This window comes from Bacillus sp. MAG717A, assembly GCF_036884855.1.
GTDB lineage: Bacteria > Bacillota > Bacilli > Bacillales > Bacillaceae > Bacillus > Bacillus safensis.
In genome coordinates this window covers 659412-671646 of the sequence record NZ_CP145733.1, presented here as the reverse complement: position 1 = coordinate 671646, position 12235 = coordinate 659412, and the positions used below count along the sequence as shown (strand labels likewise).

The 12235-nt window shown below is 42.4% G+C and carries 15 protein-coding genes; 8 read left to right on the top strand and 7 right to left on the bottom strand.

All coding sequences use genetic code 11. From position 1 onward, the window contains the following. Window positions 1-238 precede the first annotated feature (238 nt). Window positions 239-757 (top strand): type 1 glutamine amidotransferase domain-containing protein, encoded by a 519-nt coding sequence (locus tag V6Z54_RS03605; RefSeq protein ID WP_024425275.1) that lies wholly within the window; start codon window positions 239-241, stop codon window positions 755-757. Between the two features lie 107 nt (window positions 758-864). Here V6Z54_RS03605 and V6Z54_RS03600 read toward each other — a convergent pair whose 3' ends face one another. Both V6Z54_RS03600 and V6Z54_RS03595 read right to left on the bottom strand, forming a co-directional pair. After that, window positions 865-1080, bottom strand: coding sequence for a DUF1128 domain-containing protein (locus tag V6Z54_RS03600; protein WP_003214000.1), 216 nt, complete (start codon window positions 1078-1080; stop codon window positions 865-867). Between the two features lie 77 nt (window positions 1081-1157). Beyond that, entirely contained in the window at window positions 1158-2513 is a 1356-nt protein-coding gene (locus V6Z54_RS03595; protein WP_073978585.1) for a sodium:alanine symporter family protein, read from the bottom strand. A gap of 174 nt (window positions 2514-2687) precedes the next feature. Here V6Z54_RS03595 and V6Z54_RS03590 point away from each other — a divergent pair, with 174 nt between their 5' ends. The 3 genes from V6Z54_RS03590 to V6Z54_RS03580 are packed head-to-tail and all read left to right on the top strand — an operon-like array spanning window position 2688 to window position 4348. Continuing rightward, window positions 2688-3158 (top strand): low molecular weight protein-tyrosine-phosphatase, encoded by a 471-nt coding sequence (locus V6Z54_RS03590; RefSeq protein ID WP_024425850.1) that lies wholly within the window; start codon window positions 2688-2690, stop codon window positions 3156-3158. Between the two features lie 20 nt (window positions 3159-3178). Continuing rightward, window positions 3179-3502 (top strand): YtxH domain-containing protein, encoded by a 324-nt coding sequence (locus V6Z54_RS03585; protein ID WP_039177147.1) that lies wholly within the window; start codon window positions 3179-3181, stop codon window positions 3500-3502. A gap of 27 nt (window positions 3503-3529) precedes the next feature. Further along, window positions 3530-4348: a YhjD/YihY/BrkB family envelope integrity protein gene (locus tag V6Z54_RS03580; protein ID WP_039177150.1), complete on the top strand. Its 819-nt coding sequence runs from the start codon at window positions 3530-3532 to the stop codon at window positions 4346-4348. A 206-nt stretch (window positions 4349-4554) separates the two neighbouring features. Here V6Z54_RS03580 and V6Z54_RS03575 read toward each other — a convergent pair whose 3' ends face one another. After that, a complete protein-coding gene (locus V6Z54_RS03575; protein WP_338527706.1) occupies window positions 4555-5736 on the bottom strand; it encodes an MFS transporter in 1182 nt (393 codons plus the stop codon). 75 nt (window positions 5737-5811) lie between these two features. On the opposite strand from V6Z54_RS03575, the gene V6Z54_RS03570 reads away from it, so the two are divergent. The 3 genes from V6Z54_RS03570 to V6Z54_RS03560 all read left to right on the top strand — a co-directional run bounded on the left by V6Z54_RS03570 (window position 5812) and on the right by V6Z54_RS03560 (window position 8171). Continuing rightward, window positions 5812-6189: an OsmC family protein gene (locus tag V6Z54_RS03570; protein WP_269104087.1), complete on the top strand. Its 378-nt coding sequence runs from the start codon at window positions 5812-5814 to the stop codon at window positions 6187-6189. Window positions 6190-6253: 64 nt separating this feature from the next. Next, window positions 6254-7321 carry a calcium/proton exchanger gene (cax, locus tag V6Z54_RS03565; protein ID WP_338527705.1) on the top strand — a complete coding sequence of 356 codons (1068 nt, stop codon included), beginning with the start codon at window positions 6254-6256 and terminating at the stop codon, window positions 7319-7321. Between the two features lie 88 nt (window positions 7322-7409). Then, a complete protein-coding gene (locus tag V6Z54_RS03560; RefSeq protein WP_231120230.1) occupies window positions 7410-8171 on the top strand; it encodes a YfkD famly protein in 762 nt (253 codons plus the stop codon). Window positions 8172-8528: 357 nt separating this feature from the next. Here the strand turns inward: V6Z54_RS03560 and V6Z54_RS03555 are convergent, their stop codons facing one another. The 4 genes from V6Z54_RS03555 to yfkAB form a co-directional block, all read right to left on the bottom strand. Next, on the bottom strand, window positions 8529-9248 hold the full coding sequence (locus tag V6Z54_RS03555; RefSeq protein WP_003218036.1) for a YebC/PmpR family DNA-binding transcriptional regulator: 720 nt from the start codon (window positions 9246-9248) through the stop codon (window positions 8529-8531). Between the two features lie 131 nt (window positions 9249-9379). After that, window positions 9380-9781: a nuclear transport factor 2 family protein gene (locus V6Z54_RS03550; RefSeq protein ID WP_073978568.1), complete on the bottom strand. Its 402-nt coding sequence runs from the start codon at window positions 9779-9781 to the stop codon at window positions 9380-9382. 99 nt (window positions 9782-9880) lie between these two features. Beyond that, on the bottom strand, window positions 9881-10717 hold the full coding sequence (locus V6Z54_RS03545) for a mechanosensitive ion channel domain-containing protein (protein WP_039177163.1): 837 nt from the start codon (window positions 10715-10717) through the stop codon (window positions 9881-9883). A 7-nt stretch (window positions 10718-10724) separates the two neighbouring features. Beyond that, on the bottom strand, window positions 10725-11846 hold the full coding sequence (gene yfkAB / locus V6Z54_RS03540; protein WP_073978566.1) for a radical SAM/CxCxxxxC motif protein YfkAB: 1122 nt from the start codon (window positions 11844-11846) through the stop codon (window positions 10725-10727). 146 nt (window positions 11847-11992) lie between these two features. On the opposite strand from yfkAB, the gene V6Z54_RS03535 reads away from it, so the two are divergent. Continuing rightward, entirely contained in the window at window positions 11993-12184 is a 192-nt protein-coding gene (locus tag V6Z54_RS03535; protein ID WP_012009274.1) for an SE1561 family protein, read from the top strand. Window positions 12185-12235: the final 51 nt, after the last annotated feature.

Here is a 12235-nt window from a genome sequence, read left to right as displayed (position 1 = left end):
CTAATTTTTTTGACCACAATACCTATTGTAGAAATGTTTCGTTAACTTTTGTAGTTATTTTTTGCAGATTATTGTAAAGATAACATAAATCATACGAATTACCTTGTTGAGGGAATATAAATAAGTCTAAATGCTTATTTTCATCATAAGGGGTTTTCTGATCGGGATAGGATGTTTGATTTCAATGTACCCGGGTATAGTGTGTAGTGTAACGATAATCAAGCAGGAGGGTTTCTACATGGGTAAGAAAATTGCAGTTGTATTAACAGATTACTTTGAGGATGTTGAATTCACCGAGCCTGCAAAAGCCTTTAAAGATGCAGGCCATGAGATCACAGTAATTGAAAACGAAAAAGGAAAAACAGTGAAAGGCAAGCAAGGAGAAGCAGAAGTGAGAGTGGATGCGTCCATTGATAACGTGAAGCCTGAAGACTTCGATGCACTGCTGATTCCTGGCGGGTTCTCACCAGACATTCTGCGTGCAGATGATCGCTATGTCCAATTCACAAGAGCATTTATGGACGAGAAAAAACCAGTATTTGCGATCTGTCACGGACCGCAGTTGCTCATTACAGCGAAGACGCTGGAGGGCAGAGGCGCGACTGGTTATACATCCATTCAAGTAGATATGGAAAACGCAGGCGCAAAATTCAAAGATGAAGAAGTTGTCGTTTGTCAGGATCAGCTTGTGACAAGCCGTACACCTGATGACATTCCAGCATTTAACCGTGAATCATTAAAACTGCTCGCAAAATAAGCAGTTTTGACAGAATAAACAAAGCCAGCACTTTGCGGGGTGCTGGCTTTTTCTGTGCATGGATGGAAGAAAGCGGCGTAAACCGCAATCTGGTTTCCTTTGCACGATTATTTTCTTAAGTTTTTTAGCTCGCTTGCGATGGCTTGCATTTCACTTGGGCTGAATGAAGATTTTTTCATCACCATTTGGTGTAGAAATTCAATATCTTCGTACTTGTCTGGACTGAAGTCCTCGGCTTTGATGACTCCAATGTTCAGCATATTTAACTTTTGCGAAATGTCTTCAATCAGCTGATTGACTTCAGCCGCTTTTTGCTCTGACAAGGGCGGCACGTCCTTTCCTGCATATGTGTTGAATAATATGTCTATTTTAACAGAAATGCAAAAGAATAAAAGGGCTATTAAGACGACACCGAGATGTTTTTCTCCTTTTTCTCCTGTTTAATTTTTTCAATGATTCGTTTTGATTCAAATACGACAACGCCCGATAAACCAATAAGGCCAATTAAGTTTGGAATGGCCATCAGACCATTCAGCATATCTGCTACGCCCCATACGAAGTCATTCTTAAACACGGCACCAAAAAAGACAGCCATTACAAAGACGATACGATAATACATGACGTACGAATCCTTCGCCAAATATGTAAAGCATTTCTCTCCATAATAGGACCAGCCAATGATGGTTGAATAGGCAAACAAAAGCAGTCCGATTGCCACAATGGTTGAGCCAGCTGGACCGAGGAAGTGAGCAAAGGATAACGAAGTCAGCGCATCGCTTTTCACTGTTAAATACATATCTGCCATGACAATGGTAATGCCAGTGATAGAACAAACAATGATGGTATCAATAAACACTTGAGTCATAGAGACGAGAGCCTGGCGGGCAGGCATATCCGTTTTCGCAGCTGCAGCAGCAATTGGTGCTGACCCAAGACCTGCTTCATTGGAAAAAACTCCTCGTGCGACACCCCAGCGAATGACAGTCCCAATTGCACCCCCTGCTACGGCTTGACCAGTAAAGGCATCTGAGAAAATTAGACTGACTGCGCCTGGAACAAGATCAGCATTCATAACAAGAATGATCAGACCGCAAATGACGTAAAATAAAGCCATGACTGGTACGAAAATAGATGTAACCCGGCCAATGCTTTTAATTCCGCCTAAAATCACAAGTGCTGTAAATGCTGTAATGATGATACCTGTTACCCATGTTGGAATTTGAAAGGTAGAATTCATGACGCCTGAGATGGAATTAGACTGTACCAGGTTGCCGATCCCAAAGGCAGCACTGGCGCCGAAAACAGCAAATAGCACCCCTAGCCATTTCTGTTTTAATCCATGCTCTAAATAATACATAGGTCCGCCAGACATTTCTCCTTTTTCGTTTTTGACTCTGTATTTTACAGCAAGAACGGCTTCTGCAAACTTAGTGGCCATCCCGAAAAATGCAGCAAACCACATCCAGAATACTGCACCAGGGCCACCAGCTATAACAGCTGAAGCCACACCTACGATATTCCCTGTACCGACAGTTGCAGCAAGAGCCGTCATTAAGGCTTGGAAATGAGAAATGTCTCCTTCTGACATTTTGTCTTGTTTAGAAAAGGCGAGCTTTAAAGAATAAGGAAGTAATCTAACTTGAATGAAGAGAATGCGAAAGGTGAGGTATATCCCGGTACCAACAATTAAAATCAACAGGGGAGGCCCCCACAAAAAATTGTTCATCGTTGTGACAAACTGCTCAATTATTCCCATCTAATATCCCCCTTTGTTTGTGTAATTCTCCTAAAGTTTCTCCTGTCTTTGTGTAATTTGTCAATGGTGATGAAAGCTTTTCTTGCAAAGTTTCCAAAAGAAAAAGGACTTGATATGATAAAGTCAAGGTTTTCAAAAGGGAGTCTTAGGGAAAAGATAGGAGGAGAATGAAGGATGATTCATGTATTATTCGTATGTCTTGGCAATATTTGCAGATCACCGATGGCAGAGGCCATGTTTAGAAAACGAGTAGAAGATGAAGGATTAAGCGAACACTTTGTCATTGATTCAGCAGGCATTGGCGGCTGGCATCAAGGCAGTCCTCCGCATGAAGGAACACGAAAGCTGCTTGATGAAAAAGGGATTAGCTATGAAGGGATGTCCGCAAGACAAATCATAGATGAGGACATCACAGCATACGACTATATCATTGCGATGGATGCTGAAAATGTAGGGGCACTTCGCAGTATAGCCGGCTATGGGAAACATCACTTTATTGGCCGTCTTCTTGACTTTGTTGAAGACGATGATCGAGATGATGTGCCAGACCCTTATTACACTGGAAACTTTGAGGAAGTACATGATTTAATTGAAACAGGAATTGATCGTTTTTTGACGTATGTAAAGAAAGAGAAACACCTTTAACTGAAAGGAGATCAGACGAGATGGAAGAGAAAAATCAAATCATGCTTCGAGGAGCTGTGATAGGAGCAGCTTGCGGCGCACTGCTGACATTATTTCATCGGCCAACGAGAATTGCGCTTAAAGACAAATGGGATGACTGTCAGGAAAAGCTGGCGGAATACCGTCAGGAGCCAGCCAGAATTTCTGCTTGCGTGAAAGAAAAAATGGAAGAAACGAAGCAGCTGATGCGAACAGTCTCAGATGATTTGTCATTTTTAAATGAACAAGTCAATCAGTTAAAGGAAACAACCCCAAAAGTATTAGAGATTATTGAAGAAACAAAGGATCACTTTCGATCGAAATAGAAAGAATGATCATTGGAGATGAGGCGTATGGGTTTTATTAAAGCGTTAATTGAACGCTTTTTGCTGCATGAAGGACCAGCAAAATCTGCTGAGCTTGCTTACTTCTTTTTGCTTTCATTATTTCCGTTTCTCATCTTCGTGCTGACACTCGTTGGATATTTGCCGCTGACGTCGAAGGATGTCCTGAGCGTCATCTCTGGTTATGCGCCAGAAGGAGCGCTTTCGATGATTGAATCCATCGCCGAAGAGACACTGAACAGCCGCAACGGCGGATTGTTGTCATTCGGGATTATTGCCGCCCTTTGGTCTGCATCTAACGGGATTAATGCCGTCGTCAGAGCATTTAACCATGCTTACGAAGTTGAGGAAAATCGTTCCTTCATTCTCGTACGTTTAACATCAATCATCTTAACTATAGCGATGGTTCTTACGATTATTTTTGCCTTAATGCTGCCTGTCTTTGGAAAAGAACTTGGCTTATTTGTCGCTAAATTAGTCGGGCAGTCAGATGCCTTTCTCACCATTTGGACGGCCATGAGGTGGATCATTAGCCCGCTAATTTTATTGATTGTGTTTACAGCCTTGTACTATTTCGCCCCAAACATCAGACTGAAATTGAAATTTGTTCTGCCAGGCGCCATTTTTGCATCGATTGGATGGATTTTGGTGAGCATGCTGTTCTCATTTTACGTAGGCGAGTTTGCTAATTACAGCGCGATGTACGGAAGTATTGGGGGAATCATTATTTTAATGATCTGGTTCTATTTAACCGGCATCATGATTATCCTTGGCGGCGAGCTCAATGCGCTTTTACATAAGCGTAAAATCGTACCAGGCAAGGTGTGAAGAAATCTGGGCATCCTAAAGAAGAACGAACATGTTCAATCTTGATGGATGGGGGAATCACATATGTCCAAACAATCGAAAAAAGGCGGAAGCAACACGAAACAAAACAAAGGCCATCAGCCAAAACACAAAACAAGCGGCAGTGCGAACGGGCAAAATGGTTATCATTAAATGAAAAAAACTCCTCTGCAGTGCAGGGGAGTTTTTTAATTAGAAATGGATTCATTGGGACTTTCCAGCACTGCCGTCGTTCTCCCAAACCGAACGCAGCAAAACACAAATAATATCACGATACTGACAAGGTAAAGTAAATTCATTCCTTCAAACGTTTGCACAAAGAATCCTCCGAGTACCGGCCCGAGAATACTGCCGGCACTAAACGCCATCCCGCACATCAAATTTCCGGCGGGAAGCAGATGCTTTGGCAATAAGTCGGTCATATAACTGATGCCAAGTGAGAAGGTAGAGCCTACAGCCATTCCGGCGATAAAGAAACAGATGGCGACAGCCAAAACGGATTGAATGAAGATCCCTGCTAAAAGGAAAAAGAATGATCCAGCGAGTGTCACGCATAAAATGATGCGGCGTCTGCCAAACCGGTCACTGAGCATCCCGAGGGGAAGCTGAAAGACAATGCTCCCAATGGCAAACGCAGGTAAAATAAATGCAACCGCATCTACTGTCACCCCGCTTCTTAGTGCATACACAGGGAAGTTACTATTAAGTGTCGTTTCTAAAAAGCCATAGCAAAATGGCATCATAAAGGCGACCCAGCCAAATTGAAAGGCTTTTTTGAAGCGCTTTAAACTGTTTGTCTGCTCTGACGTTTGCACTTCACCTGTATCTGGATATGTATTTTTTAAGACAAACACAAGCAGCCAAATACATAAACTAACGGCACCAGAAACAATAAAAGGCAAAGATGGATTGATCTCAATGAGCGGTGTTAAAAAAGGGCCGGCGGCAAAACCGAGTCCAAACGATAATCCATACAGTGAAATGTTTCTTCCGCGATTTCTTGATGATGAAGCATAGGTCACCCACGTCTGTGTAGAGAAATGCAGCATATGGTCACCAACCCCGATCATAAGCCGGAGGAAGAACCAGACGACATAAGATTCAAAAAACACAAAGCTAAACAAGCTTAAAAAGACAGCAGCGCCTCCAATGACGATTAACGGCTTAAATCCAAACCGGCGAAGCGGTGCTTCCATAAAAGGAGACGCAAGCAGCACACCGAGATATAAGCCTGTGGCATGCAGGCCGTTTAACGTAGGAGAAGTACCGGCATGTTCAAAGATAATGGAAATGACAGGAAGTAATGCACCCTGTGAAAAACCAGATACGGATACAAGTAAAATTAAAATCATAAAGTGAATTCTCGACATAAGAAGCTCCTTACAAGTTCATGCTTTCATCGTACAATGGAACCATAGGGGTTTCAATAGAAAGGTGGAAAAGGAATGAAGCTGACATACGAAAAGGATCGTTGGATTGCACATATTGAGGACAGGCAGCTGACTATTTCAGGAACAGAAGAAATGGGGTACCGTCCAGCTCAATTGTTCACCTCAGCCATTGCAGGCTGCTTTGGAGAAATGCTCATTCATGTATGCCGTAAAAAGCGAATATCCTATGAAGGGCTGACGATCACACCTGAAACGACAAGGGCAGGAGCTGTAAACAAAATTTCCTGCATTCATTTACATATCTTATTTGAAGACATCAATACATCTGATGAACAAATCGATAAAGTGATCACCCTTGCATTGAAGCATTGCTCTATGGTGCAGTCCGTGAAAGGAAGTATTGATATCACCTTCTCACACGCGCAAATCTAAATGTATATGATGCCGGCACTCACGAAAGAATAACAGTCAGACATATGTAAAGGAGAATGGCTGTATGAATCGTTTATTTCTTGTGGTTGTCGCAATCGGTGTTCCGCTATCGGTGATTGGCAGTTTTCTTCATTTCCCGCAGGTTGTCATGTTTGCCGTTTATTGTATCGCCATAATTGGTCTTGCTAGTTTTATGGGGAGAGCCACAGAAAGTCTTGCCATCATTGCGGGGCCCAGAATTGGCGGACTTTTAAACGCTACATTTGGAAATGCAGTGGAGTTAATCATTTCGTTTTTTGCTTTAAAGCAAGGATTGACGGCCATCGTACTTGCATCATTAACAGGATCGGTCATCGGAAATTTACTGCTTGTGGCTGGCTTGTCTTTTTTCGTTGGCGGATTAAAATATAAGCGCCAAGTATTCAATGTCCATGATGCAAGGCACAATTCAGGCTTGCTCATGTTTGCCATTATTGTAGCGTTTGTCATTCCAGAAGTGTTTTCAATGGAGATGGAAGAGAATAAACAGTTTGTTTTAAGCATTGGGATCAGCATTGTGATGATTTTGCTTTATGTCGCGGCGCTCTATTTCAAACTGGTCAGCCACCGCGGGGTGTATGTTGCCAAGCAGGAGAGTATGGAAGGCGAAGCAGAGACGGAAGAAGAAACACCTGAATGGTCTGGGAAGTTTGCCACTGTCATTTTGCTGCTTTCGACAATCGCAGTTGCGTACATTTCAGAGCGCCTTGTTCATACATTTGATACGGTAGGAGAACAGTTTGGCTGGAGTGAGCTGTTTATCGGTGTCATTATTGTGGCCATCGTCGGCAACGCAGCAGAACATGCCTCAGCTGTCATCATGGCATATAAAAACAAAATGGATGTAGCAGTAGAAATTGCCTTTGGCTCCACGCTTCAGGTTGCCATGATGGTCGCGCCAATCCTTGTCATCAGCTCTCTATTTTTTGACAAGCAGATGCCGCTCATTTTCTCCTTGCCAGAGCTCATTGCGATGGCATCCTCTGTGCTGCTCACGGTCATTTTATCAAATGATGGTGATACAAACTGGTTTGAAGGCGCCACATTACTCGCTGCCTATTTTATTATGGCGATTGGATTTTTCCTTTTATAATCTTTTGTGGATAAGGGACGTCTTTCGGGAAAATACTATGGAAAAATGAATGAGAAAGAGTGATGATATGAAGAAGATGCCCCGCATCATGTTTGTTGTTCTCTTATCCTTAAGTTTTCTATACAGCTTTCCAGCGGAGGCGGCAAAGCCATTTAAAGTGCCGTCCTCTGTCGCCAGTATCTCCAAGGAGAATACGTATCCGAACGCGTCACAGGATCAGCCGCTGCTCCAGCCGAGCGAGCTGACGGCTGAATTGTTCAAAACAACAAGTGTCCCGATTGAGAATACTCATCTGATTAAAATGCTGAATGAATCCAGCATTTCAGGGACGCCATTAGCAGTTGGGTACCGAGCGACCATTTTCCTCGGGAGATGGGCGCTGAGCTATGATTCAAACGAAACCGTCGCCAATTGGGAATACAAAAGAGTGAACACAAATCACATTGATAATAGAGGCGGAAACAAAACAGCCATTGGCAAATACGTTCAAAAGCAGCAAGTGAAAGTAAGCGGCGGACTCACAGCAAAAGTGCCAAGCCCAGAAGATGTGAAAACATTGATGATGCAAAAAGCGATTCAAAAAACAAAGCTGCCCCTCGCGTTTGACACCGTGATTGGTGCAGGAACAAAACGAGATCAGTCTTACCATGTCTCTCCGAAAAAAGCAGCATCCCTGCATGCATACGCTCCAGCCATTAACGAAAAAGGAAAGGTTACTTACGGAGAAGTGTACCTTGTGCTCAAGGGAAATAAACGCAAACTCGTCGTGAAAAACGTGACCTCACAAGGAATCGGCGCTTGGATTCCAGTTCAGGATCACCTGACGTTTGGGTTTCAAGGGATGAATTAAAACAGTCATCTCCTCTTACTCAACAGAGGAGATGACTGTTTTTTGCTAATAGGGTTTCTCTTTTTTTCTTTTTAGTTCATTTTTGTAAAAGTCAAAAGCGTTATATAAATACCAAATGATAAAAAGAAAGAAGATAACTTTAGTCAATATCGGTAAGTCGTTGAAAATAAGACATAGGCCAAGATAAGGGATGATCATAAATCCATAATAAGAAAACCACCATGTTTTAAAAATGAAACTCATCTCCTTGAAAATTGTAGACATTAACATCTTATACATATATTACATTTTTTTGAGAAAATAAAAAAGCCATAGTAGAAGTTGAATGAACTCAACGACTACTATGGCTTAAGTTTTTTATTCCCCTAAATCCACATTATGATAAACCTGCTGCACGTCTTCAAGCTCTTCTAAAACATCGATCAGCTTTTCAAATTGTGCCTTAGATTCATCATCTAATGTCACTTCGTTTTGCGGGAGCATTGTGATTTCAGCGACAGTGAATTCTTCAACACCGGCTTGTTTGAACGCTTCTTGGACTTGATGGAATTGATCTGGTTCAGCGTACACAATCACCGTTTCATCTTCTTCCATGATGTCACGTACATCAACATCTGCTTCCATTAAAAGCTCAAGTGTTTCTTCTTCGCTTTTCCCTTCGACACCGATGACAGCTGTTTGGTCAAACATGTAAGCAACAGAGCCGCTTACACCCATGTTTCCGCCGTTTTTCCCAAATGCTGCTCGAACATCTGACGCTGTGCGGTTGACGTTATTGGTGAGGGCATCAACGATCACCATTGATCCGTTTGGACCAAATCCTTCGTAGCGCAGCTCATCGAAGTTCTCTTCCGCACCACCTTTGGCTTTTTCAATGGCACGGTCCACAATATGTTTTGGGACACTATATGTTTTTGCACGTTCTAGGACAAAACGAAGTGCTTGGTTTGATTCTGGGTTTGGCTCACCTTGTTTGGCAGCCACATAGATTTCACGCCCGAATTTTGCGTAAATACGACTTGTACTGGCATCCTTTGATGCTTTCTTTTCTTTAATGTTGTTCCACTTACGACCCATCTTATTCACTCTCTTTCACTTAGAAAATACACAGTATGAGGGTCCCCATGCTGCATGAAATCATTCTGCTATCTATTATACATGAATCAGTCAAGAGGATAGAAGTAAGAGGGCTGAAATGAAGAGAATTGTTAGCTGATGTGCCCCAGCTGTTCAAGCATTTCATGTTTTTCGTGAGCCCGAGTCAGCTCGTCGCACCGAATGATCCTGCCATCTAATAAGGTGAAAAGAGCTGTGACATCTATTAAACCCCCGTCTCCGCTTGCGAGGTCAACATGTACCGTGTAACGAAAACACGCTTGCTGCGTTTCTTCATCAAATAACACATCATGAAAGGCGGGGATCGCAAGCTGTGTTGTCATTTCTTTTAATGTGGATAGATGCTTTTTAAATTCATCAAGCGTGGAAACCTTCCCATCGGTCACTTGCTGATAGTCAGGTGAAAAATATGTCTCCACCTTTTTTACATCGAACTTGGTTAATACCTCTTGATACATCTCCTTGATGAAAGAAATTGCTTCTGTTTTTGTCATTCCATACATCCTCTCTATTATTAACTGGTTAACTAAATAACATTATAATTAACTGGTTAACAAAATACAAATAAAAAAATAACCCCATATAGAATGAGGTTATTTTGCAGGCTGGGGATAAGCGAGATCCTCAAGCAATTTGACATCATGCTGATGAAGTTGCTTGATCATTTCTTTTCGCACAGCGAGAGCGGCTTCGAAGTATTTTTCGTCTTCGACCATTCCCTTAACTGTGATTTCAATCCCGCGATTCAGCTTATTCAAGCCCATAATTCCATGAACCTGAAAGGGTTCAATGGCGTTTTGGAATTCATCTTTTTTAAGAAAATCATGATGCATTTGATTTAAATTGTCACATGCTGATTCAAGTGCTTGGAAGGCGATATCTGGGTTTTGATTCGCGCTAATTAACACAGATTCCGTAATTCGCATATATTGCATGTTATAGTTTTGGATTTGCCTGATATCCCCGTTAGAAATGGTTAACAGCTTGCCGCTCCATTCTCTAATTTGCAGAGAGCGGAGACCAATCTCTTCAATGGTTCCATTAAAGAGGTTATTTACCGTCACATAATCCCCTTTATGAATCTGGCGTTCATAGATGAGAAAAATGCCTGCTAAAATATCACGAATGAGCGTCTGCGCGCCAAAACCGATGACGATCCCAGCGACACCAGCACCCGCAAGAATTTTCCCAAAGTCATGAAAGAAAAGAGAAATGACATAGAGCACAAAGCAAATCGAAGCGGTGTATTTCGTGACCGATTTGACCAAGCTCTCAATTGTTTTCTTCTTTTTGTCCTCTATAAACTCAGTTCGTTTAAAGAAAATTTGCAGGGCTTTGTTGATCATAAAGACAGCAAGCCAAAGAACGAGCCCAACAAGGAGAATTTCAATGTATTTGTTTTTGACTACTGTCAGAAATGTATCGTCCATCTATCGGTTACCCCCTGGCTGTTCGAGAAGTAAAATCAACATCTTGATAATAGCTGTTTTTCACTAGAACATTCGGACCGAGGCACTGCACGCTTGGGCAATGACAATTCAGTTCTTTTGCTAATTTCGTGTCCATCCAGCGTGTATAGGCTGATTGCAATGTATCAGTTTCAATGTTTCCAAGCGGCGGTGTATCGCCAAAGTCTGTCACAATAATATTCCCATCAAAAATATTCACATTCAACCGTGAACGTCCGTCAGGGTCATTTCGTACTGTGACATTTTTCTCCTGGCGCAATCGATTGAGGAGACGCTGGTCTTCTGCATCTGTGCTGCATGAATAAAATGGCAGGGTGCCAAACAGCATCCATGTGTTTTGATCGCGAATATCAAGCAGCTGATGAATCGCATCCCGCATTTGCGGAAGCGTCAATGATTCAAGGGCGCTGGCGAAATCACTTGGGTACATCGGGTGAACTTCGTGGCGCTGGCATTTCATTTCCTCGACGATCTGCCGGTGGATGTGCTCAATATATGGAAGCGTGCGCTTATTCAGCATGGTCTCAGCGGATACGGTTACGCCTGCTTTGACAAGTGCCTGACTATTTTCAATCATGCGGTTAAATAATTTCTCGCGCTGCTCAAAGGTTGGTTTACGATCCATCATGGCAAAACCGACTGTTGCAAACTCTTCGACAGTGCCCCAGTTATGTGAAATGTGAAGGACATCTAAGTATGGAATAATTTCTTCATAGCGCGCCAAATCAAGGGTTAAATTTGAATTGATTTGTGTACGCACGCCACGTTCATGGGCATACTTTAATAAAGGAACGACATATTCCCGTACAGATTTAAGAGAAAGCATAGGCTCTCCGCCTGTAATACTGAGTGAGCGCAGGAGCGGAACTTCATCTAAACGGCGAAGTAACAAATCTATCGGTAGCGCATTCGGGTCTTTAGGCTGTAAGGTATAGCCGACCGCACAATGCTCACATCTCATGTTACAGAGCGTTGTTGTCGTAAATTCAATATTAGTCAGCTTCATTTCTCCGTAATCCTGCACATCGAGATAGGCTTCCCAAGGGTCGTATGCAGGTGTGATCGGACGAAGTGCTGTTTTTTGGTTCATGGTATCTATCTCCTTTTCATTCGGGCAAACGTAGACCCGCCAACAGTTAATTTTAAGCCTCATCACGGTTATACGCAAGAGGGACACAATTGATTTACAAAGGAAAAAAAGATAAGCTATAAACAAATGCTAAAGGGAGTGTATCGATGGGCAAGGCAGCAGACAGCAAAGAGCAGCAGGTTGATTATTTAAAGAACCGATTAGATATGTTTATGAATGTGATTGATTCATTAGATCCTGAATCAACAGACGTTGAAGATATAGACAGACTGATCCAAATGATTGACGATCTGGAAGCAAAATATGAACGGTTTAAAAACGATTGGAAGGAAGAATAGCTCGCGCAGTGCGGGCTTTTTTCTTTAAATTGGCAGGTGAATCGGTGTATG

Bases quoted from the DNA above. Each gene is read 5' to 3' on its own strand.
- V6Z54_RS03605 (WP_024425275.1), top strand. From the start codon at position 239: ATGGGTAAGAAAATTGCAGTTGTATTAACAGATTACTTTGAGGATGTT.
- V6Z54_RS03595 (WP_073978585.1), bottom strand. From the start codon at position 2,513: ATGGGAATAATTGAGCAGTTTGTCACAACGATGAACAATTTTTTGTGG.
- V6Z54_RS03590 (WP_024425850.1), top strand. From the start codon at position 2,688: ATGATTCATGTATTATTCGTATGTCTTGGCAATATTTGCAGATCACCG.
- V6Z54_RS03585 (WP_039177147.1), top strand. From the start codon at position 3,179: ATGGAAGAGAAAAATCAAATCATGCTTCGAGGAGCTGTGATAGGAGCA.
- V6Z54_RS03580 (WP_039177150.1), top strand. From the start codon at position 3,530: ATGGGTTTTATTAAAGCGTTAATTGAACGCTTTTTGCTGCATGAAGGA.
- V6Z54_RS03575 (WP_338527706.1), bottom strand. From the start codon at position 5,736: ATGTCGAGAATTCACTTTATGATTTTAATTTTACTTGTATCCGTATCT.
- V6Z54_RS03570 (WP_269104087.1), top strand. From the start codon at position 5,812: ATGAAGCTGACATACGAAAAGGATCGTTGGATTGCACATATTGAGGAC.
- cax (WP_338527705.1), top strand. From the start codon at position 6,254: ATGAATCGTTTATTTCTTGTGGTTGTCGCAATCGGTGTTCCGCTATCG.
- V6Z54_RS03560 (WP_231120230.1), top strand. From the start codon at position 7,410: ATGTTTGTTGTTCTCTTATCCTTAAGTTTTCTATACAGCTTTCCAGCG.
- V6Z54_RS03555 (WP_003218036.1), bottom strand. From the start codon at position 9,248: ATGGGTCGTAAGTGGAACAACATTAAAGAAAAGAAAGCATCAAAGGAT.
- V6Z54_RS03550 (WP_073978568.1), bottom strand. From the start codon at position 9,781: ATGACAAAAACAGAAGCAATTTCTTTCATCAAGGAGATGTATCAAGAG.
- V6Z54_RS03545 (WP_039177163.1), bottom strand. From the start codon at position 10,717: ATGGACGATACATTTCTGACAGTAGTCAAAAACAAATACATTGAAATT.
- yfkAB (WP_073978566.1), bottom strand. From the start codon at position 11,846: ATGAACCAAAAAACAGCACTTCGTCCGATCACACCTGCATACGACCCT.
- V6Z54_RS03535 (WP_012009274.1), top strand. From the start codon at position 11,993: ATGGGCAAGGCAGCAGACAGCAAAGAGCAGCAGGTTGATTATTTAAAG.